Source organism: Citrobacter sp. Res13-Sevr-PEB04-36 (genome assembly GCF_015672735.1).
Classification (GTDB): Bacteria; Pseudomonadota; Gammaproteobacteria; order Enterobacterales; family Enterobacteriaceae; genus Citrobacter.
In genome coordinates this window covers 37959-64936 of sequence record NZ_JADABY010000054.1, presented here as the reverse complement: position 1 = coordinate 64936, position 26978 = coordinate 37959, and the positions used below count along the sequence as shown (strand labels likewise).

Here is a 26978-nt window from a genome sequence, read left to right as displayed (position 1 = left end):
AACGATGAAATTCGATCGAACCGATCGACAAAATTGATCGTGGTTCAGTAAATATATTTACCGTAAACCTCGCCCGAGTTTATCGATGGTCCGGTTTCACTTCGGAAGGGTGATATATATCTGAGATTTTATTGAACACAGGCTGAGGAAATGCATCACTGAGGCGGTATGGCGCAGACACCGTCCTCTGTGACAGGAGGAACACTAAAAAAGCGGTTATAGAAGAGATTACAGGCTCTGTGGTCGCTGGTGTCAATGTGAAAATATTTTGCCATGTACTGGCTGAGTATATGCTGAAATTCGTCGTAGATTTGTTGAGACCCCCGCTTGTGCTTCACCCTGATTTCATCGACTAAACGATAACATTGCTCCAGCAGGTGGTCGGCGTCGCCGTTCAGCAACGCATGAAACGCGGCAACGGCAAATAATTCATTCGCAGGCCCGGCATTAAGCCAGACGCTGACTTCGGTACAAACCAGCGTTTCCCATAGTGACATCAAATTCAGGCGTAAGGCTTCCTCTTTTAACAGACGGGTTAGTGGAGGGAATGCGTAAATATCAGTGTCAAATAGCCTGCGTGACAGACTTAAATCAGCAAAGGCAAGATGCTTAACTCCGTACAATGCTTCCTGTACAGCATCTGAACCGTATTTATCCGTTAACGCTTTCAGTAAGGTCGATTTAACCGGTTGAGGTGTTTCCATTGCTTTTATGCCACTCAGCACTCCTGACTGACAGCAGGGGATAAAATCCTTCATCATCCGGTTTATAGCAGCAGGTGCGATGATAATGTTTCTGGCGATATTTGCACCGCCCTTAGAGTTAGGGTAAATGTGGCATAGCTCAAGATCCAGCCAGGGGATTAACCTTTTTGTCGTATCAGCAACTCTGTGCCCGTTCAGCATATTATACGTTTTTTGGTGGACAGCTTTGCGCTGATATAACCGAATGAGGTCTGCAATATCCGTCGGACCGGTGATACTCCCCAGTCCAAGGGAATTATTTTTTAGCATAGCTTCCAGATTGAGCCAGTAAGAGTGCTTAACCAGTCTTATAATAGCATCGTCATCGATTAACCTCCGGGCTTTATCCCGATGTTCCTTACAACAATAAAACTGATTGCGGGTTTCAGATATACTGATACCACAGGCGGGATACTGGCATATTAATGCTGCTCTTTCCGTTCGTCTGGCTGCATTTAACTGTCTGCCCTGATAATGTACCGGGCATAGCCGTAATATCCGTTCGGCGGGTGAATGGCCGATCTGTGCCATGCAGTTATTTCTTTTACATACGGCCATAATTAAACTCTTATTTAATGTGATAATGTCTTTGCTTTTGTTGTTAATAACAATGATGCTATTTTTATATGTCATTAAATATATTTATTAATCAACATTAATTAAATGTTAATGTATTTGTCTCAAATGAGTAAGAAATACACTAGCAAAACACATTGTGTGAAATTACATGTTTTGATGGCTGTTAATGGTTCATATCCACAGAGCTTTCCACCAGTCGTCATTATCTGTTTTTTAGCACTGTATTCTGAGAAAACCCCGCGCGGATTGCGACCAGTCGCGACTGGCGCGGGGTTTTTGCCTCTGTGGCTGTTTTTCCAAGACGTTTAACCGGTTTACGCTCTGGCCATTCGGGTCTCTGTAGTGAGGTGTCCCGATTAATATTCCAGCCTGTTAAAGTCAAAGTATTCAAAACCATACCTGCCAGTGACATTCTCTGGCGATGCAATAATCGGATTATGTCCGTTCTCCAGGAATGCCGGTGGAATACACCATGAGTGGCGACATTCCAGGGAGGGCATGGCAATATACACCGCAGAATGACGGCCGGGACGAATAAAACAAATCAGACCCAGTGCGATTAACTGCTCAAGAACAGATTGTGATTTACTGGCGTCACGCAGCCGGTTCGGGCCGTTCCGGTTTACCTCATTTTTCCTGAGTGGATATCCCTCATTATCGAGAAATTTCTCCTTAAGCCACCTGAACATCTCGTAAACGTCCTCCATAAATGCATTCCGTTCAGAAGAAGGGAAAAACAGCCTTTCCGCTTCTTCAAGATGCCATTCCACAATTTTGAAGGCGGCCTGGATGACCCCCCGCGAAATACATAAACTCTCAGGTGAATACATATATGTCAGAATGGCCGCAACCCTGAGGGCATTCGCCCCCGCTTTGGCTGCAATTTCACTGATATGCTCCATCTGCTGTCCGGGGGCTGTTTTACGGCTGAGCTCTGACTGTTTATCTGCCCAGTAAGTGGTCGCATCATCAGATAATCTGAGCGTTTGTTTCTGCGTATCGTGACTATAAAAACGCGCCTTTTGCTTATCAAGTAACTGGTTAATTTTACTGTGGAACACATTTAATGCTTCATCAGAATGAGCATGGTCCGTATTTGTGCGGCGACGTCCCAGCGTGCTGATGGTATTGATATAAAGAAACCGCGACAGAAAACCACTTCCCTTGCTGAGTTCACCGTGGTTACGGCGGTAATTTTCAAAGACCGGGGGCTGAACCATTAATGCCAGGGTCAGGCAGGCGTTGATATCGTACTCCTCACCGCCCGGGCGGTGGTATTCATAGGTCTCCCCGTCCCAGGCTTTATTCAGTAAACCGAGGTTGTTTTTCAGATACCCTTTAAAAAAGGTAATTGCCTCATCTGAGAGCACCCCGGCTTCAGAATACCGGCTCAAACCTTCCAGGAGCGCCTTTGCGGTGGTGTCGTCATAAAGCATCGCCAGGCGGGTCGGAGGCTGCTGCCGGGTTTCTGCATGTTCATCTAACAGCCGTTCTTCCTCCGTCCCCTCAGAACCGCTTTTGATGGCAGTGTACAGATTACTGGTCAATGCTTTCTGGTGTATTTTCCAGATATTATCAGCACGCAGGTGTGCCTTCATCAGACTGTCGTGCTGCTGCTTCATTTGCTCAGCGAACCGGTAAAAAGGCTTCATCACTTTTTTGCTGATACTGGTCTTACCTTCACCGGAGACCGCCAACGTCAGTAAATACAGTGCACAGTGCATCGGATCCGATGAGTGTGGTGGTACCACCTCAATATGAGCCTGACAGGCGAGGGAAGAGGCTGCCAGTACGGCCCCCGCTATCAGTTCCGCCGGGATACCCGTCTCGTTATAAAGAGCATCAATGACATCCCGCATCACCGGCGGGAACGCGCAGACAGGGTAACCCTCCGGGGTTCTATTTTGTACGGGAATATAAGGCTCCGGCATTTTCGGAATGACAGTGTGTGGCAGTATATTCTGCATGTAATATTCTCCTTGGTTACTGTTTTCAGTAACGGGTAGTTGTGAATATAATAAAATAGCCAAGCGTCAAAATTTATTTAAAGTAATAATCTTACCCAATAAATAATCGTATTCAGTTTCCTTGCAACTGGCAAAAATATGTCGCAGCGAGCACATATTTAAATCAGAGACGTTGTTATATAACCTGCGTATCCTCCTTTAATTTTTACCAATACTATCTCATCGCTTATGATGCCTGCTGGCGTTCCAGCAGCCATGCATCCAGCTCTGACTCAAGCCAGCCGACGGACTGCATACCCAGCCTGCGCTGTTTCGGGAAGGTCGGGTCGTAACGCGGTGACTTCGGGTTGATCCAGTCATAGATGGTTGAGCGGGCGATGCCCGTTTTGTTAACAACGGCGCGTATGCGCAGTATCCTGATACCTTGTACAGACATATCTGTTAATTCCCCCTGTTCTTTCGATATGGACGCAATTGTATGGTGCCGGAACAGGTAATGGCACCCGCCTGGTGGCTGTAGCAAAAAAGGCATTTTATAACAATGAGATAGGAGGTTTTTTTTTAGGTTTTTTCCCGTTTTTTGTTGGTGACAGAATGTTTTTTTTCGAGAATGGTGTCGGAAGCGTCTGGCTAAGGGCAAGAATGAGTCGTTCCAGGTGTCAGGCAAGGAAATTTACTGGAGTATAGAAATTGTCATTCGAAAAGAGGGACTTCATGGCTGATTTAGACAGGGATTTTACCCCTGATGAGTTACTCATCGTATTTCGTAAAAAGAGGAAAGCGTTACGTTTTCATCTCGGGGTCAGACAGAAACATATCGCCAGGCAATGGCTGAATAAAGATACTGAAATTGTTATCGTGCTACAAACAGGGAGACAAACGAAGGATGAAGATTTAGCGCGGCGACTTGCTGATGAGCACGGAGAGAAAAAATGGCGGCGTTATCTGAAAATTTTCAGTCTTTCAGAATGGATGATAAAGGGGATCAGGAACGATATGTCTGAGGCTGAACAATACTGGGAGCAGGGAACATCGGCTCTCGAATCTGATCCAGATCATGCGGTGCAATTAATGCTGAAGGCTATCGCGTTGTTGGATCGCGGTCTGAAACGCAGTGAATCCGCAGCAGGTAAAAGAATCAAGGAACGGCATAAACTCAATTCTGCTTATGGCGGAAAGGTCAAAGCGACACGTTTTGATGGCGTTAAAGACGAAGTGATAAAACACCTGGAAGCGCAACCTGAGGGCTGGGAAACTAAAACCGATGCCATCAACGCAATTATTAAAGCGTTAAGGCCCTATATTGAGGAGCATGGATGGCCTTCCGCACAGGATAAAAACGACTCACGGGACGCGGCAATGGTGGAGGCAAGCCAGAGCAAGTTGTTGGCTGAATGGTCAGTCAAAGACAAAAGAGTGAAGGCGGCGTTCGCGAAGGCAGTACAAAAACGTATCGGGGTGTCGCAAAATCGATAGCCCGGTACCTTGAGAGCGCGTACGTGATTCCATGTGACTGCTTTTTCTCAGATGTGGCTGTGCAGAAGAGCATAGAGCTGATAATAAGACGATACGAGCTCCCCTGAACATCATCGTCTTTTTAGCGATACTGACAGGGTTGATAGCGATACAACTTTTTAATGAGTAATCTGTCGGGAGTACCTTGCACTTTTTAATGGTATGCCGGATCACACTGTCCAATCTGGCAATGGTATTCGTCGTGTAAAACCGCCTCTGCCGCTGGTACCCCAGGTCATGGGTTAATGCTTTGTAGTCCTTCTAAGATACGAGCCGCAGGCTATTACGCACCATGTGAATGATACAGAACTTAATCCGCTCTCCGGATAAACTGCATTAATGGCGTCAGAGATGCTCTTCAGCTCATCAACGTAGGTGATGAGGATATCTTAACTTCGGCACAACTCAGCTCATAGCTTAATTAGTTGATAAAAATCAGCGTGGGGCCCCTCGCTATATCTGCTCATAGATCAGGTTTGACCTGACGCAGCTATTACACAAAACTAAACCAGCTACTCTTAAAATCCGAGAATGTACAGTCTCTAACGGCTTTCCAATAGTTACCGAAATTCTCAACGACTAGGTAAATGTCATCATACAGCGGTCAGTTCTGCATCCGCAGTATATTTGCTCGTATGTTAACCTAGCATTAGTACAACATCATTCTTAGGCGAATGGCCCAGCAGGCTTTTTACTCCTTAAAAATTCACTTCTGGTTGAGTAAATTATTCAATGATTTTTGTTATTTAAATCAATTGGTTAATTTTAATTGCGATTTGCTTTTAACCCTAGCGATTTAGACGTATTATTTTGAGATTAATCCACTTGCCATGCATTCCCTACCACATTTCAAATGTGAATGGAGAATGATTTTAAGGTTATATATCATGGAGTTATTGAAGTTTCTGGCGGCGATTTTAGTAATTTACTTGTTGTTTTTTAGAAAGAAAAAACGTAAATCTCCAAAGTCTTATGCTTCAAGCCCCGTGAAAGCACCGCCAAAAGAATGGCTCGCTGACATCAAGAAAAAAGAGGCGGTTGTGCGAAACGATGATAGTGAAGACGATAACCTTGCAACTTTTACATTGAGCGGTGGTCGGGGTGTTGAACTTCGGGTGACAACCAATCATTACCGGAACACCTCAAAGTCAGCAGGTGCACTAGCTCGATGGGTACTTCCGGGTGAGATGATAACTGTAGCTGGTGTAGCAATTAGCGGTGGCCACATTTACTTGGGGCAACGTATGAAGCCCTCCGGTCAGGAATCAGGCGGCTATTATGACGATGGAAATGAGGCATCATTAATTGATGACACATGTAAGATAAAACCTACTTCTTATCTTTACGAGGACAGTTCATTAGGATACTGGCCCAGTTTTTCCTCTCTTTCCCCAGAAGCACGCGGTGCGTATGTCAGTTGGCTCGCCAGCGATAGGTCTGATCCATCGTGTCCTATCGGCTATGTTTTTATCTACCTCTACGGCCTGGAAAGAAAAGCGCTCATAGATTCCACTGACCCAAAATTCCCTGATGCTGAGTTCCGTAATCTGTTCAAAGAAGTCGCTCGGTTAAGATCCGTATTCATTGAGAACCGCTCATTCCGTGGATATTCGGCCCAGTTACTCGAAGCCATGTCTATTCTGCGCCCGAACATGGGCTTAGCCACTGAGCTCGATAGCAATTCAGGTTTCAGCAACAGCATGCAATTTAAGCTGGCTCTGGCAAAAACTGTACATGAAGGAGTTCCTGTATCAGCTGAACTGGCGTTGAACTGGTTAATAAACCACACCGAGTATTCGCTGCGTACCCCGGCTCGCCGCTGTGCTAAAGAGTTTGCTGCGCTTTTCAAACGGCGTTACACCCTCAAATATGGTGAAGGGATGGTCGTTAAGGCGAATAAAACGCGCCTAAGGTTAGATTACACACCAGCAAGTCCTAGTTTGCGAGGTGTTCGACTCCCTGTTCCCGACCTGCCTGATCCAAGTGCGTTGAAGAGCCCTGTCCAGAAAATTATGGCTCTTGCCGACATATGTACGGATGAACTTGATGCTTATAGTCGCTACCTTGGTAGGAAAGGTACGTCAGTCAATGATACGGCTGCAATTATGTTGCTCCCTTCAGAGATCGTTAATGAAAGCGCAGAAAAAATATTAAGCTCATTCAAACGCTGGGCTGATGAGGCGATCCTCGTCAAGGAGGGGTTAGTCTCAGTTGCTGACTTTTGGGCACATATGAATGCCAGTTGCCCCAATAAGATCAATAAAAAAGAGGCCGATTTGATGCAGGCCTTTGCTCTGAAGATGGGCTACGGTCTGGCACCTGACCCGTATTATCACCATGTGAAGGCGGATGTTGATGGGACACTTGTTCTATTCCCTGCCGCCGAAGGTGGACGCTTCTCACCTTCTTCTGAATTTATCTCAGCAGTAATGACGCTCAGATTAGGGGCGATGGTCGCCTTGATTGACGATTCTCTTGATCAAGCTGAACAGAAAGTGCTTGAGAATGCCATCAACAACAATACTGGCTTCACCGATGATGAAAAACGCTCTCTACATGCGTATTTAACGTGGCAACTTCATACCCCAGCCAATATGACAGGAATGAAAAGCAGGATTGAGTTGATGGGGGCCGCGGAAAAAGCTGCTGTGGGTAAAGTTATCGTTAGTGTTGCCTGTTCGGATAGGACAATAGCGCCTGCCGAAATCAAACAGCTTGAGAAGATTTATTCAAGTTTGGGGCTGGATCCCTCATCTGTCTCGAGCAATATCCATCAGCATTCCGCAACTGAACATGATCTCGTCTCGTCTGTACCAACTGATCAGCCAGCAGTAGGGTTCACACTGGATGCTAATGTACTTGCCCGCCACGAATCTGCCACGGATGATGTTCGTAAATTGCTGAACACAATTTTCACCGAAGAAGAACCGGAAGAGCCAGAAAGCGCTCCAGCCTCATTAACGGAGGCGGGGGGGCTAGACTCCGCACATAGCCAGCTTTATCGCAGTTTGCTGGAGAAAGAACAGTGGTCCCGGAAAGAGGCGACAGAATTGTGCGGAAATTTGAATTTGATGCTCGGCGGTGCGCTTGAGGTGATTAATGACTGGTCCTATGCGGTGGTTGATGCTCCGGTACTGGACGATGCCGATGATGATATCTGGGTTGACCTGGAAATTGCCAAAGAATTAGAGGGATAGTGAATGTCTGTAACACGTATAAGAGTGAAAGAACGCGACGCTATTATTCAGTCACTTAAGTCAGGTGTAACGCCAAGGATAGGCATTCAGCATATCCAGGTTGGCCGCGTGAATGAGATCACCGCTCTCCACCAGGATATTGAGAGGATTGCTGACGGTGGTGCAAGCTTCAGACTTATCATCGGTGAATATGGTTCTGGTAAAACGTTCTTTCTGAGTGTTGTGCGCTCTATTGCGCTAGAGAAGAAGCTGGTGTCAATCAGTGCAGACCTTTCTCCTGACAGACGCATTCACTCATCGGGAGGTCAGGCTCGTAATCTCTATTCTGAGCTTATGAAAAACATGTCCACCAGAAACAAGCCGGATGGTAATGCGTTACTTAGCGTTGTTGAAAGATTCGTTACGGAGGCAAGGAAGGAAGCTGACACGAACGGCTCCGAGGTTTCATCAGTTATTCATAAACGCTTGGCAGCACTATCAGATATGGTCGGCGGATATGACTTTGCGAAGGTCATTGATGCATTCTGGCGCGGGCATGAGCAGGATAACGAAACACTAAAATCCAATGCTATTCGCTGGTTGCGGGGAGAATACACCACTAAAACTGATGCCCGTAACGATCTCGACGTTCGGACTATTATCTCAGACGCTTCATTCTATGACTCTTTGAAGCTGATGAGCCTTTTTGTCCGCCAGGCAGGCTATGCCGGTCTTTTGGTCAGCCTCGACGAAATGGTGAACCTCTTTAAACTGAATAATACGCAAGCAAGAACAGCGAACTACGAACAGGTTTTGCGGATCCTGAATGACTGCCTGCAAGGCTCAGCCGAGAATATTGGTTTTATCCTCGGGGGGACGCCAGAGTTCCTTTTCGATCCTCGCAAAGGTCTTTACAGCTATCAGGCGCTCCAATCACGTCTGGCGGAAAATCGGTTCGCGCAAAAAGCAGGAGTGATTGACTACTCGTCTCCCACTTTGCATCTTGCCAGCCTCACCCCTGAGGAACTGTATATTTTACTGAGAAATCTTCGTCATGTTTATGCAGGCGGAGATCCAGAGAATTATCTGGTTCCAGATGAGGCACTGACTGGATTTCTGCATCACTGTAGTAAAACCATTGGAGACGCTTACTTCCGTACCCCCCGTAATACCATAAAAGGTTTCCTGGACATGCTGGCCGTGCTGGAACAAAACAGAACGATGAACTGGCAAACACTAATCGAGGGTGTGGCGATTGAAGAGGACAGGCCCAGCGGAATGGATGACGCCATTATAGAGGAAAGCGATGACGACGACGGACTGGCGAACTTCAAATTATGAGCAGTGCCTATGATAGTCTCGATCCCCGCGTCCGTAAGTGGGTTTACAAGCAGGGGTGGTCTACATTAAGGCCCTTGCAGGAGAGTTCTATCCCGGCAATTTTAGCCCGTGATCGAGACGTGCTAATCAGTGCAGGCACAGCAGCGGGTAAAACAGAGGCTTTCTTTCTTCCTGCCTGTTCGGCAGTTGCAGATCTCACTAATGGATTTGGCATCGTCTATATCAGTCCGTTGAAGGCATTGATTAACGATCAGTACCGTCGTCTTGAGAGCCTTGGAGATGCATTGGAAATGCCAGTGACTCCTTGGCACGGGGATGTACCACAAAGCAAAAAGAAGAAGGCTCGGACAAACCCTGCTGGCATTTTACTGATTACACCTGAGTCACTTGAGTCTTTGCTCATAAATTCAATGGGCTGGCTCAAACAGGCGTTTTCGTCAGTCGCATACATCGTTATTGATGAGTTTCATGCTTTCATTGGCTCAGAGCGTGGTGTACAGCTGCTTTCTCTGCTCAATAGAATTGACCATGTGTTAGGACGCCTGGTAAATCCAATTCCCCGCGTTGCGTTGAGTGCCACGCTGGGGGAACTGGAGAAAGTACCCGAACTTTTGCGCCCGGACAAACGACTACCCTGCGTAACTGTTACAGATAGTAAGAGCGAGGCCACTCTTCAGGTACAGGTCAAAGGTTATCTGGAGCGAGTGCTCCAAAAAGAAGAAGAACTTCAGAGTTCAGCTGAACATGACGTTTGCGCTGACATTTTTAGACTTTGCCGTGGCGATTCTCATTTGGTCTTTGCAAACAGTCGAAAGCGGACTGAAAGCATTGCTGCCACGCTGAGCGACATGTGTGAGGAACATATTGTTCCCAATGAATTCTTTCCCCACCATGGTTCCCTTGCCAAGGAATTGCGGGAAGCGCTTGAAACTCGTCTTCAGAAAGGAAATTTGCCCACAACAGCTGTTTGTACAATGACGCTTGAGTTGGGAATTGATATCGGTAAGGTTAAGTCGGTTATCCAAGTTACGCCTCCGCATACTGTTTCCAGTCTGCGTCAGCGTATGGGACGTTCTGGGCGACGCGACTCCCCATCAGTTCTAAGAATGCTAATTACAGAAAATGAGCTCACTGTGACTGGCAGTATCGTTGACCACCTACGGCTGCATTTGGTCCAGTCGATGGCAATGATCAGATTGATGATCTCTAAACAATGGTTTGAGCCTGCCGATTCCCAGCAGATGCATTACTCCACGCTGCTACACCAGATTCTTGCAATTACCGCGCAATGGGGCGGAGTTCGTGCTGATCAACTCTGGTCACAGCTATGTCAAACAGGCCCGTTCCGTAATGTGGATATAGGCGATTTCAAAAGCCTGCTTAAACATATGGGGGCATGTGGCTTGCTCACTCAACTCGCTAGTGGAGAAATGGTTGTTGGGGCAGAGGGGGAGAAACTGACTAACCATTACACGTTTTATGCCGTGTTCAACACACCAGAAGAGTTCCGCATTGTCACCGGAAACAGAACCCTTGGAACAGTGCCTGTGGATTCCCCACTGCTACCAGATCAACACATCATCTTCGGTGGGCGGCGCTGGAGAGTGACAGAGATCGAGACAGAGAAAAAAGTTATCTATGTAGAGGCGACCAAAGGCGGTCAGCCACCACAATTTAGTGGGGGGGGAATGTCTGTTCATGATGCCGTTCGTCAGGAAATGCTCGCTATCTATAGGGAAGGTGATTACCGCATAGCAATAGGTAGCAAGAGAGTAGATTATGCCGATTCTGCCGCCAGAAGCCTATTTGCGGAAGGCAGTCGTAACTTCCAGAGTTATAACCTGCAAAATGAGTATTTTCTTACGAGCGGCCAATACTGTTACATCCTCCCATGGATGGGAGATAAGGTTGTCAATACGATTACAGCCTTGCTCATACGTTGTGGCTTTAAAGCTAATTCATTGGCTGGAGTTATAGAAATTGACGGCTCAAGTATCACTTCTGTTCAACAGGCCCTTAAAGACCTGCTGCTGTCAGGCTTGCCCTCAGCGTTTGATCTTGCTGTAAATGTTCCAGAAAAGTACTTAGATAAATATGATGAATATTTACCAGAGTTTCTGCTTGCGAAAGGTTTTGGGGAAAAAGCGTATGACATTGAAGGCGCGTGTACCTGGCTGAAAGAACATCTTCAGTAAACTGGTTACATAAAAAGGGGGAGATGTTCCCCCTTAAGCTTGAGGCCGATTGATGATATCAATTTTTGCTCTTGGCTCGGATCTGCCAGAAATCGAGGTCATAAGGTCTGCTTTGAGCGAGGAGCGGACATTAGCCTTACAAGCATAACTGAACTGTACGCAGGATCTCTAAAATCGAATGGTTCGGTTAAGTGCAGTGCTTACAAGACAAGCATCGCGTGTAGTCTAGGGTGAGATTGATTAAATTATTTTGTGGGGATATGATTCAAACAAAAGATCCTTAAATGAGGTTGTTATGTCATACATTCGAGTAGAGAAAGATGGCCTGCAGTATGAAGGTGAGTATTTCTGTGAAGAGAATATGGTTACAGTCTTTGGGGTTAGAGGAGGACAGTCCAGCGTGGTTCTTAATGGGATGACAGAAATCGCTGCTGCTCGTACTGCGTTGCGAAATCTTATTAGAGAAAATCAGATTGATCCTCTAACTGATTAACAATGGTCCATATTTACTAACGGCCTATTTGAGATATTTTAGATCAAATTTATTCTGAAAGTTAGATTGGAGTGAGAAGCGGGCATCAAACCGTTATCACTAACAATAAGTTGTTTAAATTAAATAATGAAATAATCAGGTGGTAACATAATGGATGAGAACACTGCAAGTGGAACAATAAAAATGGATATCACTTAATAAGTGTAGTAAAGTCCATTTTATATATCCCTGTAAATTTATGAGATACTTCCATGAGAACCGACAACTTAAGAATGATTGAGAGTGGGGAATATGTTTTCGATATGTTATTGGATAGTGGTGAATTATACTATACAAGTCACTCTTTTGACACGAAGGAAGATGCAAATAGCTGGATGGAAGAGTGGCAAACTTGGGCAAATAGTGTATCGAGTGGAAAAGTAAGTAGTATTTATTATATTTTACAAGTACCTGATACTTGGGCCGGTTCTTCAGATAAAAATAATCCTTATTCGGGGCTTTATGTGAAAATAGGACGTTCCAATAATGTGCTAAAAAGATTATCTAACTTACAAACAGGTACCTTTGGTCAATTAATATTACACGCTTTGGAACCTGGCGGATCAGAAAAAGAAAATTATCTACATGAAAAATTTAGCAACGAAAGACGTCAAGGCGAATGGTTTATATGTACTAAAGAACTTACTAAGCATATATTTACAACATGGTTTAGAAATAAGATGCTCCCACCAGAACATCAAATGAAACTAATGCAACTCGCAGAAAGAATTGGTATTTATTCGCACGTACATAGTCTAATGGGGGGGAAGCCCGATTTAGTAAACCCATCAATTAGTGAACCTTGGGAATGCGAAAAATATGTTTTCGTTGATTTGGTTTATAGCTCTTTAGCAAAGCAAGTTAATAATAAAAAATAAGTTTTTATCTTTTAACCATACAGTTAATGATTCATTAATGAATGAGTGTAAGTATCCCGCATAATCGTGCCATTCACATTTAGAGATCCTCCGGCATAATCAATCTGCCAACAAAGGAGATCGCTATGCGTAAAGCCCGTTTTACTGAGCATCAGATCATTGCCGTAATTAAATCGGTTGAAGCCGGACGAACTGTTAAAGATGTCTGCCGGGAGGCCGGTATCTCTGAGGCCACCTACTACAACTGGAAGTCCAGATACGGCGGCATGGAGGCTTCTGATATTAAAAAGATCAAGGATCTTGAGGACGAGAATCGGCGTCTCAAACAGATGTTTGCCGACCTGAGCCTTGAGAACCGGGCGCTGAAAGACGTTATCGAAAAAAAGCTTTAAAACCAGCCTTTAAGCGTGAGCTGGTCACTCATCTGATAACAACATTTGGACTCAGTATCCGTCAGGCCTGCCGGAGTCTGAACCTGAGCAGAACGGTTTACCATTACCGTCCGGATACCACGCGTGACGAACCCGTTATTGTCGCGTTGCAGGCAATGGCAGAGCGATACCCACGGTACGGTTTTCCAAAACTTTTCCAGGTTCTGCGGCGGCAGGGATACCCGTGGAATCACAAAAGGATCCATCGTATTTATTGTCTGCTGAAGCTGAATTTTCGCCGTAAAGGCAAACAACGGTTGCCAGTGCGTAATCCCTCGCCACTGGCCACACCGGAAGCGCTGAACCAGAGCTGGTCTGTCGATTTTATGCATGATGCCCTGGTCTGTGGTCGTCGTTTTCGCACGTTCAATGTCGTTGATGACTTTAACCGTGAGGCGTTGTCGATTGAAATCGATCTGAATCTGCCAGCTCTGCGCGTGGTCCGTGTATTCGACAGGATCGCGGCAAATCGCGGCTATCCGGTCATGCTACGCATGGATAATGGTCCGGAATTTATCTCACTTGTACTGGCTGAATGGGCAGAGCAACATGCAGTAAAACTGGAATTTATTCAGCCGGGTAAGCCGACGCAGAATGCTTTTATTGAGCGCTTTAACCGAACATACCGTACAGAAATACTCGATTTTTATCTGTTCAGAACACTGAATGAAGTGCGGGAAATCACGGCAAGATGGGTGTCAGAATATAACTGTGAACGCCCTCATCAATCACTGAACAATATGACGCCGGAGGAATATCGGCAACACAATCATTTGGCCGGGATCTCAAAAAATGCCTGGAACTAAAACGGGTCTATTTACATGAGGTGATTTAAAGTTATGAAGTTTTAATAAGTTCCAGAATTTTTCCTCATCCATTGGTTAAAGAATTATATAATAATATCTGCTTCTGGCACACAGCAGACAAGTACCTGCCGATAAAGGTCTGCTGAGAGCGAAGAGCGGACGTTATGAGTAGCTTGCTAGTTCAGTTTTTTAAGTTAAGATATTGTGTTGCCGCAGTAGCTTGCTCAAGTGAGGAACGTAAAGTTCCTGCTCGAAATGCTGGGAACAAGGCTTTAGTAGGTTAACCATATAAACTAAAAAAATTTAACGAGGTTAGAATGAGGCGGTTTTGTACTGTACTGGTTTTGTTAAGCATGGCTTATTTCATTATAGGTGGTTTATTTGCGTATTTAAATAAATTGGAACTGCCAATTTATTTAAATGGGATGGCTGTTGTAGGTTTTGTAATGACTATTGTTTGCATCTATTCATTGTCGAAGCCTGCTATTACACAGTCAGATTTAGAACAGCTTGAGGCCACTTCATTAGAGTCCATAACTAAGACTATTAGTGAGTTAAAATCCCTAAAAACGAATAAAAACTCAACTCAAGAAGAAATCTTAGATCTTGAGAAAAAAAGAAAGGAAATGGAGCTTTTAGTAAAGAAAGCCAGTATGGCATTGTTTTTCCGTGAGCAACTTAATTACCATGAAAGACGTATACTTTCAGAAATAAAGGGAAGTGAAACCCTCAACCATAGTTTGTCAGAGATAAAAGAAATAAAAGGCAAACTTAAGGCATTGGATGAAGAAATTGCATGTGATCCAGAAGTTGAGTTTCTGCGTTCAATACTTTTGGAAGCAAGCAGGCGAACGCCAACACTAGATGAGCTAACAGAGGGTATGCCATTTATATTTAGAATTATGGCTCGCTCAACACAGTTAATACTTGGGAATAAGATATAAAAACCTGTTGCATACATTTACATCACAATTGCTCATGGTTTCACATCGAGCAATTGTGGGTGAAAGTTATTCACAATCAATTGGTTATTGAGCGTGGGAATCTTGAGCCTTACACTCTGCTAACCAGATAAATCTCTAATTCATCGGTCATTTTTTAGTACATTCCAGTCAAGATGATTATTCGGCGTTAGAATTTTTGAGGGCTCAACATAATCGGCATCAATCCCCTCATCACCAATTCCAGTACGGCAAAATTCAATCCCCATCGAGTTGCATATTATATTCATGGCTTCAAATAATGCCGAAGGCATTCTATGCCCTGCTATTACTCGTCGAACTGGTTTATCTAAGTAAAACCACTCATTCGTTTGCAAAATCCTAACTTCCTGTTCGTATTCCCATTCTCGATATTTAGAGGATAAAACTTGGTTAGCAAGTTCATCAGGACTAGAAATATTGGGCATTGCTAAATTTGCAAATACACCTCTATATTCAATTTGTTTAATACTGTGATGATTGTCTGGGATTTCAATTTCGATAGCGCAACCATCAAACCCCCCAGCATAGTGAGCCCAAAGTAAATGAGACTCATATGTAGCTGAAAGAGAACAAACCTTAAGCCGTTTCTTTTCTTCTATTATCTGCTGAATTTCTTTTTTATAGTCGTAACCATCAGATGTTTGATGAGAGAAAACAAACATCCCTTCCATTGGGTCATTCAACATTTTCCAGTCAGAGCAAAAAAGCCTACGATTAAAAATTATATCTAGGGTAAATGCTATTTGAGAAGCCGACCTAAATTTATATGCTCTCATGATTTTTTGATTCCTTATCTAACACTAATAACCGAGACAGGTGGGGAATTTAAAAGACAGTAGATGATATCATATAGACTGACATTTTTTGTTGTGTATTAGATAATGTTAGCAATGTCCGCTATTGGCACTAAACGGGCTAAAGCAGACTGATTTGATGAGATAAGGGTATAGATGAATTCTCCATACCCTTGAACGATTACTTCCCAGTTGATTTGCTTGGTTTCAGTCCTGGGGTATTGCCGGGTGTATCCTTATTATCACGTCTGCGTTGATCGGGTTTTCCTGTTGATTTTGCGATTGGTTTTGGACCAGGTTTAAGCCCCATAATCATACTCCTTAGCCATGTCAGAGGTTATTCCTCAGTGTGGATATAAGGGGAGCGGTAAGAATTATCAAGCTTGGATGGGCGGTGAAAAGTGACTGCTTGATTATTATGTGAGCAATGTCAGATTTTAACACATAGCGGCCAGCCCATTACTGAAGTTAGCCAAAAATGAGTCGCGATGAGCCCTCAATAATGAGGGCCACCTCGGAGATTGTTAGGCTGATTTCGCCAATTGCCGATGCAGGACCTGAAGGCTAGTTCCCGCCCCTGTCCATGCAGCAGCCGAGCCGACCACATACAGGTTTTGCTTGGCGCGTGAGACGGCTACATTGATTATGTTTGGTGGGCTTGCCGCCCACTGACGTGCTCTTTGCTGACTCGCTTTCGGCGCACCCAGCAACAGGATTACCGTGTCCGCCTCTCGGCCCTGGAACGTGTGGATTGTGCCTACACGATCACGGCACCATTCATCCAGCTTTACGCCGAACGTTCGCAGCAGATCAGTTTCACTGTCGAGACGCCGACGCATGTTCTGCTCTACGATCTTGAATGGTGTGATGATAAATACGTCCGGATTTGTAATGCCCGATGCTGCCAGCTCTTTGAGCATTCGCACAACCGCTTCGCCCTCGTCGGGACACCACTTCGTCTCAGCATCGCCATTGATATCCACCCAGTGAGATCTCCCCAAAGCCGAGCCTATAGATCCGGGTTTTTTAGGCCCGACAGCATGGACCATCTGCCCGGCATAGGCGATGGAGTTAGAAACATCAAACATTGGGTTCTGGCAACGCCTGTGAACGAGCAATGGCAGCCCGACTTCTCGATCACCTACGTCCATGACGAAGGTGGATTTGAAGCGCGATGCCTGATCAGCAAGGGTCTGCGTAGATGCTGCGGGGGCAGACCATTCGACTTGGTCAATGTCAAAGAACTTGCAGATTTCGGCGTTCAGCTTTTCAGGAAGTGAAACTACAGGTGGGATTTGCAACGGGTCACCTACCACAATGGAGCGCTTTGCCCGCATGATAGCTCCAACTGCTGCCTGAGGAACGGCTTGGCCCGCTTCATCTACCAGAAGCCAACCAATGCTCTCTGGTGGCAGATCCCCGAACATCGTCCGAACAGAGGCGAATGTCGTGGACACGGTCGGCACAACCACGAAAAGGCTTGACCAAAGGTCGGGGAGAAGTTCACGGTGAGCGGAAGACTGGAAGGCACCAGCTACCATGCCTGACATCAATAACCCAAGATTGTGTTGCAAGCGGCTGGCCGAAGCATCGATGAACGTTTTATGCACAGTCAGGGCAGCGGCGAAAAGATCCTCCCGCAGGCGATGAACCTCATCGGGAAGCCATGGCGCAGTGAGGTGGATAGCCTCGTGCTCGCGCTCGAAGAACCTCTCATCAACGACCCTGTCTCCCATACGGTTTCGTGCCTGTGCCTCGGTTGCCTTCAATTTCGAGACAGCCTGACATTTGCTGGAAATTTCCTGGTCGAGTTGCTGTAACTGGGACTCAGTATTGCTCCACTCAGCCCTTGCAAGCTCTAGGGCACCGTCCGTCCCCTGCGCCCGTATGACTGATTGCTGCAAGGTCGTCGAGAGCTTCTGCAGTGTCGATCTCCACGACTTCCAGGCCGCAGTCGCAAACAAACGGGAGAAGAAACCTGGACGGCAAGCAAGATGGCTGTCGAGCATGATCTTGTCCTGCTCGATCTGCGATTTTGCCTTCTCATGCTCTCGTTGGCAGGATTCAGCAGTCTTGTGTGCCTCTTCGACGGCTTCATTCAGACTCGGTCGACGCTGTTCAGCCCTTTGAAGTTCGGTGATCGCTCCCTTGAGCGCCTGGATATCCCGTCGCATCTCTTCGATGCTGGCGATTTCGGCGTCTACCGTCTCCTTAAGTTTAAGAAAGGCGGTTCGCGCTTTCAGCCAGGCCGCAGCAGCATCCGCTTCGTTGGTGCTGGGCCGCTCATTGACAACCACGCTGGGCATCACACGATCGATGGTTTCGCCAGTTCGCTCGTCCTTGATCTCACGCATGACATTTATGCCGCGAGCTGCTTTCAGGTAGGTAAGGAAACCACCGTCTTCATTCCACCAGAAACCTTGCTGAAACGCGCCTCGGTTGCTGCTCTTGCCGAGAGCAGCGGCGATCAGCCCCCAGGTTTCGACAGTGTCGGAGGGGATGTCCCCCTCGGCCTCGGCTTCGAAATAGCCGGCGCGTTTGGGATTCGCAATCAGGTCGCTGATGGACCGGAAGTAGGCGATCTGTTCATGGCGACCATTGGCTTCCTTGAGAGGAAGCTCTTTACTGACGTTTTCGACCGCTTTGTTATTGGAGGAGGCTACGACGATCTCATGGCCCCTCAAGGATGCATGTAACTTGTAGAAGTGCAGGAATGCATTGGAACCGAATGCCAGCTTCTCGCCTGTTGTGGAAAAGGCATCCTGCGGTTTGTTGAAGCCGGACATCGCCGTGGCCCGATCGAGAATGCATCCAACGACGATATCCCGGAGAAGAGTGGTCTTACCGGTTCCCGGAGGCCCATTGACGCCGATGATACCTGGAGCATCATTCAGCTCAGCACGCGCCGCATTCACGGCAGCCTGTTGAAGCAACACCAGTGGATGGCCGCCTTTCGAAGGCCAACGAGCCTGCGGCATGAGCGACGGTGCGACGAACGGCTCAACTGCGGAAATGGGCGATAGCACGTCGATTTTCTGGTCAGGTCTGCCAATTCCCATGTAGCGGCGCAAACCGGTTCCGGCTTTGCCCGTCTCGAGCAATTTGGTTGCTTCACCGAGATCTTCAAGATAGAAGGAATTCAGTAACGAAGGTTCAGGCGGCGCCTTAGCCTTGAAATGATGAAACACCTTAATCGCGAATGTGGGTGGCTCAACCAAATGCTCGGGTACACTGAACTGCGATACAAGCCATTTATAAGCGTTATGAACAACATTCAGATCGATCGGTATGGGTTCTCCATCTTTGTTGTGGTGGCGAATCATTCGATCCAGATGCTCGATAATGCGCGGCTCAACATTCGGCCAATTCCCTAAACTCCCAAGCTTCAGATCGAGAGCCGGCTTGAGTGCCCAGGCAAAACTGGACACGGCAACGCCTTTTTCCTCAAGCACATAGCCTTCTTTGTCGATCAGGATCGAGCCGATGGCCGCTTTCTTACCGTCCGGGCGTGAACGCTCCTCATCCTCGCCAAAAACCTTGACCAGCTCGTCCGTCGCCTTGTCGAGAGCGATGGAGCCGAGGACGACCTCGAAATAAAGCTTATAACTGGGCTTGCTGCGGGCATTTGGTCCCCATGGAACACCTCGCTCCAATAGAGCAACCCTAGAGCGGTCGCCGGTTGCCATATCCTCTGGGCGTTTATAACCTTGAGGCGACAGTGCTTCGAGGGCTGTCCATGCTGCCAGTATTGCTCGCGCATCATTCGCCTTACCTGATGGAGAAAAAGACGGGATCGGACCAAGGTCGATTTGGTCTTTGTCGAATTGCTCTCGTATGGCAGAGTCTGGGATGGCCTTCAGTTGCAGTTGCTCTTCCGCAGCAGGCGAATTGTGGGGCACAACTCGAGAAGATTGAATGGACACCGAATCGGGATGGCGTGTTGATGGGCTGGAAGCCGACATGGCGACCACGCTGTGGCCGCTAAGTGCAAATAGAGATTGCTCGATTTTAGCCGTCAGCGTCCGCGCCCTGGCAGTGTTGCGAAAGGTCAGCTCGCTCAACAACTGTTCAAGTTCGCTAACATTGTTGCTGGACTGCTCGAAGATTGCTTCCAGATCGAAGATTGATTTTTGCGCATACTGCCGTGTCTTCATTTATTTCTGCGGCTCCATATCCCTTCAATTAAGAGATATTATGCTAATTAGCTTTATTTCTAAAACTATTAGCTTTCGCTTGAAATATAAATTCTCATCTGGCCCACTACTAAAGTGGGAACTGTCATTAATTATCCGTCATCCCGCTAAACGCTCTCCCCTCATACCTCCCTCAATCATACTTCCGCGATCAGCAGCCATAACAAAATCAGCCCACCATTGCATCATCGGTCGCCGTTGCTCAAGGTAATCACTGCGGTTATAAGCGCGACGTACCTCATTTTTGTCTACATGAGCCAGTGCTGCTTCAATGACATCAGGCAGAAATCCTTCCTCATTGAGTGCCGTACTAGCGATAGAACGTAAACCGTGTGATACGAGTATGCCTCCTAAGCCAGCACGCTTGAGTGCAGCATTCACTGTCTGGCTGTTCATCGGCTGGGTAGGCTTAATGCGACTGGGAAAGATAAATTCTCGATTACCACTTAACGGCTTCATCATCTCCAGTATCGCAATTGCTTCATCTGACAATGGAACAGTATGGTCGCGGTTCATTTTCATGCGTGCTGCAGGAATCTTCCACTCTCGCGCTTCTATGTCTACCTCTTCCCAGCGAGCTTCAGCCGCTTCGGCAGGGCGGGTAATAGTAAGAAGTTGCCACATGAACAGGCAGCGTGTGGAAAGGCTAATGCTGGCTGTTCGCATTGTCTGCATCAGTTGAGGTAGCTGGTCCGGTCGAATGCTGGGCATGTTCTTTTTCTGAGGCTTCTCGAAGGCTTTACCGATATTAACGCTGGGAACAGCATCAATCAGCCCTGTGTTTTGGGCATAGATCATGACCTCATTAATGCGTTGGCACAGTCGACGAACGGTTTCCAGTGCTCCTCTGGCCTGAACAGGTTGAACGGCCTGAACCAGTGTGTGAGCTTTAATATCTGTAACGCTAACGTCCCCAATTGCAGGAAAGACATCTCTCTCAAGAGAGCGCCAGATATCTTCTGCATAGTCCGCTGTCACGCTTGCTTTCTTCACATTCCACCAACGTTCAGCTACGAGCTGGAAAGTATTGGTTTTGGCTTCAATTGAACTGCGCAGTTGTTCCTGCTGATGTTCCTGGGGATCAATTTGTTTCGCCAGAAGAGAGCGGGACTCTGCCCGATAGTTTCGGGCATCGGCAAGGGTAACTGACGGGTAGGGACCTATGCTCTTCTTCGCACGTTTCTTAGTGACAGGGCGAATGTAGCGAAACTGCCAGATTTTACTTCCGCTGGATTTGATGAGTAGCTCAAGGCCATCACCATCATAGAGAACGTAGTCCGCTTCTTTGGGGTTGGCGGATTCGATTTCTTTAACGGATAGAGGTTTGGTTTGTCTTGCCATTGCCGGGTTTCCATAGTTTTAGGCACCTCAAAAACAATAAAGCTTTATGAGGTGCCTAACAAGGTGCCTAAAAGGTTCGGATTTAATTAGTTCTCTTCGGACTTCGCGGGACAATTTGAGGGCACAAAAAAGCCCGCAGGGCTTGCGCCGTGCGGGCTCTTAGGACTTCATCGGATGACTCTGGTAATCACCGATGGAGAATTTTGGTGGAGCTGGCGGGAGTTGAACCCGCGTCCGAAATTCCTACATCCTCGGTACTACATGCTTAGTCAGTCTTTACATTCGCACGCCAGCTGCGGACAGACACGCCACTAACGAACTAGCCTGATTAGTTTTAGCACTTCAGCCCCAGGCAGGACATCCGCGCGATCTCTTTTGGGTTTGACCTCTCTTGATCCCCGTCTTAAGAGCGGAAGCTAGGGAGAGAGGGCTCTTAGCAGGTTATTAAGCTGCTAAAGCGTAGTTTTCGTCGTTTGCGACTATTTTTTTGCGGCTTTTTACGAGGCCAACCGCCCCTCGGCATGCACCTTGGGTTTCGCAAATCCCGTCGAATCCAGAATCAGCCCCAATGTGTTAAGGCAAGTATAACAGACTTGTGACACGCGTGACCAGCCCCTGCAACCCCTTATCCTCAACGATTTAGCGCTCGCGTAGCGCTTCTTTTGCGCGATTAAACGGTTTGATTAAATAGTCGGCGATGGTTTTTTCACCGGTTTTTATATCCACGGTGGCAATCATGCCCGGAACGATTGAGAAATGACGACCCAGTTGGTTCTGCAAATAGTCCTGATGGGTGCGGATAAACACGCGGTAGTAGAAGACTTCTGGCTTTACTTTGTCCTGAATGGTGTCCGGGGAGATAGTTTCGACCACGCCTTCCAGCCCGCCGTAGATGGCGTAGTCATAGGCGGTGATTTTCACCAGCGCCCGCTGTCCGGGGTGAATAAAGGCGATATCGCGCGGCGACAGACGTGTTTCAATCAGCAAGTGATCGTCTACCGGCACAATCTCCATCATCTCGCCGTTGGGGGGGATCACGCCGCCAATGGTGGTGACCTGGATGTTTTTCACGATGCCGCGCATCGGGGCGCGGACGGTCAGACGGGTGACGGAATCTTCACGCCCTTTCAAAATGGCCGCCAGCATATCCACTTCGGCGTTGGCTTTTGACAGTGCTTCCCGCGCCTGCACGTAATACTGCGATCGCAGATCGGTGATTTTTAGTCCGAGGTCGCTTTTTTGTCGCTGCAGGCGTAGCACTTCCACATGGCTGGCGGCGCCGCTTTTCTCCAGCCGCTGGGTGATTGCCAGCTCTTTATTTACCGAGACCAACGCATCCTGGAGTTCGACCATCGCGTCGGCAAGCTGCGCCCGACGGCTTTTATACAGCCGGGTTTCGGAGGCGATAAGGTCGGGCCAGGCGTTCAGCGCATCGGGAAAGGTCAGCGGCAGATCGTTGACTTCGGCATTGAGTCGCGCGCTGGAAGCCAGCGAGGCGCGGTATCGGGCGGCGCTTTCGCCGACGTTAGATTCCGAGCGGGTCGGGTCGAGACGGGCCACCACCTGATTGGCCTGCACTTTGTCTCCTTCGCGCACCGTCAGTTCGGCAAGTATCCCGCCGTCAAGCGACTGCAACACCTGTTCGCGAGAGCTGGGGATCACTTTGCCGCTGCCGGTGGAGACTTCATCTAACGTCCCGAAGTATGCCCAGATGCCCAGGATGGCAAACAGCAGCGTGCTGAGCAGGATAATTCGGCTGGCACCGGAAAAGCGCTGTTCGTGGCGGATATCGAGGTCGTCCATGGCGGCATCATGCGGATTGGTTTTCATTTTTCCACTCCCGACCGTGAGTCTGTGCAGGCGCGCGACTCGCGTTCAGCGCCTGTGCTTTCGGGGCATCCATCACCAGTTGACCCTCTTTTAACACCACCACGCGCTCGACCAGTTCCAGAACCGGTACGCGATGGGTGGCGACGATCAGCGTGCGGTTGCCGAGCCACTGGTTTAGCCGTTGAATAAACTCCCGCTCGGTATGTTCATCCAGCGAGGCGCTGGGTTCGTCGAGCAGCACAATATTGGGCGAGCGCAGGAGCATTCTCGCCAGCAGAATGGATTGCCGTTGCCCGCCGGAGAGTCCGTTGCCGCCTTCCATAATCGGGTGTCCCAGCCCTTTGGCGAGCTGTTTAACAAAGGTGGCTGCGCCGCTGACTTCCAGTGCGTCAAATATTTGTGCATCGCTGGCATGCGGCGCGCCGAGAGTCAGGTTCTCGCGCAGAGAGCCAAAAAACAGGCGCGCGTTTTGGCTGAGAAAGCCGATATTGCGGCGTAAATCGGCCATGTCGATCTGCGCCAGGCTCAGGTTATCGAGCCGGACGTCGCCCTGAATCAGCTCCACGCCGCCCGCCATGGCCTGCAACAAGGTGGATTTCCCCGCGCCGTTACGCCCGAGGATGGCGATGCGTTCCCCTGGCTTCACCTCGAGGCGGGAGATGCGCAGCGGCACCTGTTGATCGTCGCTGTGATAGCGAAAGTGGGCGTTCTCAAACAGATAGTGCCCGCGAAAAATCTCCTGATGTACCCGGTTCTCATCGTGCTGGGTTTCGGTGGGGAGCTGCATAATGCTGTCCAGCCCCGTTTTTGCTGCCTTGACCTGCTGCCAGCGCGCCAGCACCCCGCACAGATTCGCCATCGGGGCGATCATGCGCGAGCCGAGCATTGAGGCCGCCACGACCGCGCCGGTGGTCATGGTACCTTCGATGACCATCGGCGCACCGAACATAATAATGGCGGCGTAGACCAGGCTTTGCACCGACATGCCCCAGCCAATCAGCCCCTGAGTCAGCTTGCGCGTGCGCAGTCCCGACTCGCCGGTAATGCGGATGTAGCTGTTCCACTGCTGTAAAAAGCGGTTCTCCGCCTGCATCAGCTTGATGTCCTCCAGCCCCTGGACGCTTTCGACCAGCACGGCGTTACGCAGCGTGGACTCGTGTGCAGCCTGGTTGGCGAGCACAGCCAGCTTCTTCTGTAACAGCAGGCCAGGCAGGATCATCAGGATCGCAGCGACGGGCGCTATCCACGCCAGCTGCGGGGCGATGCAGGCCAGCACGACGATAAACAGAAAGAAAAAGGGCAGATCGACAAGGGTCGACAGCGTTGAGGAGGTGATCATTTCACGCACCTGCTCCAGTTCGCGGAGCTGGGAAATAAAGCTGCCGGTGGAGCGGGGGACGGCGCTGTTACGCAGGCGCAGAGCATGGCTGAACACGCGATCGGAAATGCGCATGTCGGCGCGTTTGCCGAGAACATCCATGATATGGGTGCGGGCTTCGCGCAGTAAAAAACCGAACAGCACCGCCACCAGCACGCCGGTCGAGAGCACATACAGCGTGGGATACGACTGAGCGGGGATCACCCGGTCGTAAACCTGCATCGAGAAGATAATCCCGGCGAGCGACAGGACGTTAATCAGGAACGCGGCTACCATCACCGGCAGGTAAGGCCGGATGTCCTGTAGCACCAGGTCGCGCATCCAGTCCGGCTTAAAGCGCGAAACATAGCGGTCGACCCGGCTGTCTTTGAGCGCCGACAGCGGGCGCAGCGCGATAATAGAGTGGATCTCCGGCAGCAGCTCGGCAATCGCCAGCCGGTTGCGCTGGCCTTCTTCGGCGATGATAAACACATCCAGCGCATCTTCACAGTTGAAGTGCTCTATCACCATCATTTGGCCGTCGCGTAGCTCCGCCACAACCGGTAAACGCCACTGGCTGAACAGCTGTTTTGTGGTATCCAGCGCATGAAACGACAGCCCCGCCTGGCGCGCGAGCTGCGTCAGAGCGAGGGGTTTATTTTTTCCGGCAAACCACGGGGCGTTGGCCTGAATCGCGCCGGGCGAGCAGGTGACGCGATAGTGGCTGGCAATATGGCTAATGGCCTGCGCCCACAGGTTCAGGGCAGGCTCGCTAATCGTCTCTTCTGCACCCGGCTCGACGCGGCTCATAGCTGGATCTCCACTGACTGGATGCTGCGATTGTTGAGGGCGAACGCCTGGCGCAGCGTGCCGGTATTGTAGAGGCAGTTCAGCTGGAGTTGACGAAGCTGGCTTTGGGTTTGCAGTTCGGCAAAGCGGGCCTGATACACCTCCTGCTCGGCATTAAGCACGTCGAGCAGTGGACGAGAGCCGAGATCCAGATATTGCTGCTGATACAGTTCGCGCGTGCGTTCGCTCAGCCGTTGCTGGCGGCGCAGGATCTGCAGGGCTGTGGCAAGGCTCATCGCCTGGCTGCGGGATTCGAGCAGTTTCTGGCGCACGTCGAGTCGGGTACGCTGAACAGAATACTGCGCCGAGTCTACCGCATGGCCGGCGGCGTTGCGCCGGGCGGTGAGTCCGCCTCCCTGATACAACGGCATCTCGACTTTTACCCACGTAGAGTACTGTGTTTTGTCGAGCACCTCATGGCTGGGATATTTGTCATTGAGATAGTGCTGCACGGAAGGTTCGAGAGAGATGGTGGGCGTCATCTGCGCGTTGGCGTAATCCAGATTGGCCTGTGCGACATTAGCCTGCGCCCAGGCCGCCAGCACCGCAGGTACCAGCCTGTCATCAGGCTTGGTGATGTCGCAGCTGCTGTCCAGTTTCACAGGATACTCGTTGCTGACGCCGTTGAGCGAGTTCCAGCCAAGAAAGCTCATCAGTGTCGCCTTGCTGCTGTCGAGGTTCGCCTGATACTGCGCCAGTTGCGAACGGGCGGATTCGATACGTGCGTCGGTTTGTACAACGTCAGAGAGCGACGTGGCCCCTTCGTCGTTGCGTTGCCGGGTTAGCCTGCCAATGCCGTTCAGGGCGGAGAGTTGCGCTTCGGCGGCGTCGACCATTTGCTGCCAGGACTGTACCTGCACAATGGCGTTGGCGGTTTCGTGGGCGACGGTGTCAATGCTGAGTAAAACGTTGGCCTGCTGCTGGGCGGCTCCCGCGGTTTCGGCACGTACCTGACTGGCGACTTTGCCAAAGTCATACAGCATTTGCGAGACCGAGATAACCAGTGACGGGCTGAAACCATGATCGTTATAGGTATTGCTGTAGCCGTTGTTCACCCCGGCAGTGACCTGCGGATAATATTTCGATTTCGCCACGTCGATCTGCTCATTTTGCGAGAGCAGTTTGCCGATGGATTCACGAATAGCCGGATGCCAACTCACGGCGCGGCTTACCGCATCGTTAAGCGTCAGATTGCCGGGCGCGGCGGCGCTCAGCGGGAGTTCGGCCACCGACCCATCCAGAGAGGGGAGCATCTGGCTGGTCGCCAGTCCTTCTGGCGTAATGATTTGTGGTTCATCTTCGGCATTGCCCCGCAGTGAACAGAGCGTGAATGCCAGCAGTAAAGCGACAGAGGTGACATTTCTCATCGTTTATCCCTTACAAAATACGGCAGTGACGGCTGTTATTGCCCCGGACGTCATGGCATCCGGGGCTGTTGTTATGGCGTTTTAGCGTTCTGGTTCAAACG

General features: G+C 48.9%; 17 protein-coding genes and 1 other RNA gene. 8 read left to right on the top strand and 10 right to left on the bottom strand.

What is annotated here, in order from left to right; translation table 11 throughout:
- Positions 1–155: 155 nt before the first annotated feature.
- The 3 genes from IMQ48_RS15945 to IMQ48_RS15935 all read right to left on the bottom strand — a co-directional run bounded on the left by IMQ48_RS15945 (position 156) and on the right by IMQ48_RS15935 (position 3725).
- Complete coding sequence (locus IMQ48_RS15945) at positions 156–1376, bottom strand: hypothetical protein (RefSeq protein WP_228758116.1); 1221 nt, start codon at positions 1374–1376, stop codon at positions 156–158.
- A 302-nt stretch (positions 1377–1678) separates the two neighbouring features.
- A complete protein-coding gene (locus IMQ48_RS15940; protein ID WP_230326445.1) occupies positions 1679–3352 on the bottom strand; it encodes a YfjI family protein in 1674 nt (557 codons plus the stop codon).
- Positions 3353–3515: 163 nt separating this feature from the next.
- Positions 3516–3725, bottom strand: coding sequence for an AlpA family transcriptional regulator (locus tag IMQ48_RS15935; RefSeq protein ID WP_004136909.1), 210 nt, complete (start codon positions 3723–3725; stop codon positions 3516–3518).
- Between the two features lie 278 nt (positions 3726–4003).
- On the opposite strand from IMQ48_RS15935, the gene IMQ48_RS15930 reads away from it, so the two are divergent.
- The 8 genes from IMQ48_RS15930 (at position 4004) to IMQ48_RS15895 (ending at position 15107) form a co-directional block, all read left to right on the top strand.
- The gene (locus IMQ48_RS15930; protein ID WP_004114617.1) at positions 4004–4765 is read left to right on the top strand and encodes a hypothetical protein; all 762 of its coding nucleotides are present in this window, start codon (positions 4004–4006) and stop codon (positions 4763–4765) included.
- 926 nt (positions 4766–5691) lie between these two features.
- The gene (locus IMQ48_RS15925) at positions 5692–8001 is read left to right on the top strand and encodes a TerB N-terminal domain-containing protein (protein WP_146717341.1); all 2310 of its coding nucleotides are present in this window, start codon (positions 5692–5694) and stop codon (positions 7999–8001) included.
- 3 nt (positions 8002–8004) lie between these two features.
- Positions 8005–9321, top strand: coding sequence for an ATP-binding protein (locus IMQ48_RS15920; protein ID WP_146717340.1), 1317 nt, complete (start codon positions 8005–8007; stop codon positions 9319–9321).
- A complete protein-coding gene (locus tag IMQ48_RS15915) occupies positions 9318–11516 on the top strand; it encodes a DEAD/DEAH box helicase (RefSeq protein ID WP_146717339.1) in 2199 nt (732 codons plus the stop codon). The genes IMQ48_RS15920 and IMQ48_RS15915 overlap by 4 nt, the downstream gene beginning before the upstream one ends.
- 295 nt (positions 11517–11811) lie before the next feature.
- Entirely contained in the window at positions 11812–12009 is a 198-nt protein-coding gene (locus tag IMQ48_RS15910) for a hypothetical protein (protein WP_014226449.1), read from the top strand.
- 251 nt (positions 12010–12260) lie between these two features.
- Entirely contained in the window at positions 12261–12926 is a 666-nt protein-coding gene (locus tag IMQ48_RS15905; protein WP_153879345.1) for a GIY-YIG nuclease family protein, read from the top strand.
- Between the two features lie 125 nt (positions 12927–13051).
- Positions 13052–14163, top strand: a protein-coding gene (locus IMQ48_RS15900) for an IS3 family transposase (protein ID WP_153879344.1) whose coding sequence is annotated in 2 segments (ribosomal slippage) — positions 13052–13313 and positions 13313–14163 — 1113 coding nt in all. Because the reading frame shifts where the segments join, the coding sequence is not laid out codon by codon here.
- Between the two features lie 353 nt (positions 14164–14516).
- Positions 14517–15107: a hypothetical protein gene (locus IMQ48_RS15895; protein ID WP_228758114.1), complete on the top strand. Its 591-nt coding sequence runs from the start codon at positions 14517–14519 to the stop codon at positions 15105–15107.
- A gap of 140 nt (positions 15108–15247) precedes the next feature.
- Here the strand turns inward: IMQ48_RS15895 and IMQ48_RS15890 are convergent, their stop codons facing one another.
- The 7 genes from IMQ48_RS15890 to IMQ48_RS15860 all read right to left on the bottom strand — a co-directional run bounded on the left by IMQ48_RS15890 (position 15248) and on the right by IMQ48_RS15860 (position 26877).
- Positions 15248–15922, bottom strand: coding sequence for a DUF2971 domain-containing protein (locus tag IMQ48_RS15890; protein WP_153879342.1), 675 nt, complete (start codon positions 15920–15922; stop codon positions 15248–15250).
- Positions 15923–16464: 542 nt separating this feature from the next.
- Complete coding sequence (locus IMQ48_RS15885) at positions 16465–20094, bottom strand: ATP-binding protein (RefSeq protein ID WP_146717336.1); 3630 nt, start codon at positions 20092–20094, stop codon at positions 16465–16467.
- Positions 20095–20232: 138 nt separating this feature from the next.
- Entirely contained in the window at positions 20233–21474 is a 1242-nt protein-coding gene (locus tag IMQ48_RS15880; RefSeq protein ID WP_146717335.1) for an integrase, read from the bottom strand.
- A gap of 204 nt (positions 21475–21678) precedes the next feature.
- Positions 21679–22041, bottom strand: a transfer-messenger RNA (tmRNA) gene (ssrA, locus tag IMQ48_RS15875).
- A gap of 72 nt (positions 22042–22113) precedes the next feature.
- Positions 22114–23277, bottom strand: coding sequence for an HlyD family efflux transporter periplasmic adaptor subunit (locus tag IMQ48_RS15870; protein WP_196209817.1), 1164 nt, complete (start codon positions 23275–23277; stop codon positions 22114–22116).
- 7 nt (positions 23278–23284) lie between these two features.
- On the bottom strand, positions 23285–25471 hold the full coding sequence (locus IMQ48_RS15865) for a type I secretion system permease/ATPase (RefSeq protein WP_196209812.1): 2187 nt from the start codon (positions 25469–25471) through the stop codon (positions 23285–23287).
- On the bottom strand, positions 25468–26877 hold the full coding sequence (locus IMQ48_RS15860; protein ID WP_196209811.1) for a TolC family outer membrane protein: 1410 nt from the start codon (positions 26875–26877) through the stop codon (positions 25468–25470). Before IMQ48_RS15860 ends, IMQ48_RS15865 begins: the two co-directional genes overlap by 4 nt.
- Positions 26878–26978: the final 101 nt, after the last annotated feature.

Bases quoted from the DNA above. Each gene is read 5' to 3' on its own strand.
- IMQ48_RS15930 (WP_004114617.1), top strand. From the start codon at position 4,004: ATGGCTGATTTAGACAGGGATTTTACCCCTGATGAGTTACTCATCGTA.
- IMQ48_RS15920 (WP_146717340.1), top strand. From the start codon at position 8,005: ATGTCTGTAACACGTATAAGAGTGAAAGAACGCGACGCTATTATTCAG.
- IMQ48_RS15895 (WP_228758114.1), top strand. From the start codon at position 14,517: ATGGCTTATTTCATTATAGGTGGTTTATTTGCGTATTTAAATAAATTG.
- IMQ48_RS15890 (WP_153879342.1), bottom strand. From the start codon at position 15,922: ATGAGAGCATATAAATTTAGGTCGGCTTCTCAAATAGCATTTACCCTA.
- IMQ48_RS15935 (WP_004136909.1), bottom strand. From the start codon at position 3,725: ATGTCTGTACAAGGTATCAGGATACTGCGCATACGCGCCGTTGTTAAC.
- IMQ48_RS15905 (WP_153879345.1), top strand. From the start codon at position 12,261: ATGAGAACCGACAACTTAAGAATGATTGAGAGTGGGGAATATGTTTTC.
- IMQ48_RS15910 (WP_014226449.1), top strand. From the start codon at position 11,812: ATGTCATACATTCGAGTAGAGAAAGATGGCCTGCAGTATGAAGGTGAG.
- IMQ48_RS15925 (WP_146717341.1), top strand. From the start codon at position 5,692: ATGGAGTTATTGAAGTTTCTGGCGGCGATTTTAGTAATTTACTTGTTG.
- IMQ48_RS15860 (WP_196209811.1), bottom strand. From the start codon at position 26,877: ATGAGAAATGTCACCTCTGTCGCTTTACTGCTGGCATTCACGCTCTGT.
- IMQ48_RS15870 (WP_196209817.1), bottom strand. From the start codon at position 23,277: ATGGACGACCTCGATATCCGCCACGAACAGCGCTTTTCCGGTGCCAGC.
- IMQ48_RS15885 (WP_146717336.1), bottom strand. From the start codon at position 20,094: ATGAAGACACGGCAGTATGCGCAAAAATCAATCTTCGATCTGGAAGCA.
- IMQ48_RS15945 (WP_228758116.1), bottom strand. From the start codon at position 1,376: ATGACATATAAAAATAGCATCATTGTTATTAACAACAAAAGCAAAGAC.
- IMQ48_RS15880 (WP_146717335.1), bottom strand. From the start codon at position 21,474: ATGGCAAGACAAACCAAACCTCTATCCGTTAAAGAAATCGAATCCGCC.
- IMQ48_RS15865 (WP_196209812.1), bottom strand. From the start codon at position 25,471: ATGAGCCGCGTCGAGCCGGGTGCAGAAGAGACGATTAGCGAGCCTGCC.
- IMQ48_RS15915 (WP_146717339.1), top strand. From the start codon at position 9,318: ATGAGCAGTGCCTATGATAGTCTCGATCCCCGCGTCCGTAAGTGGGTT.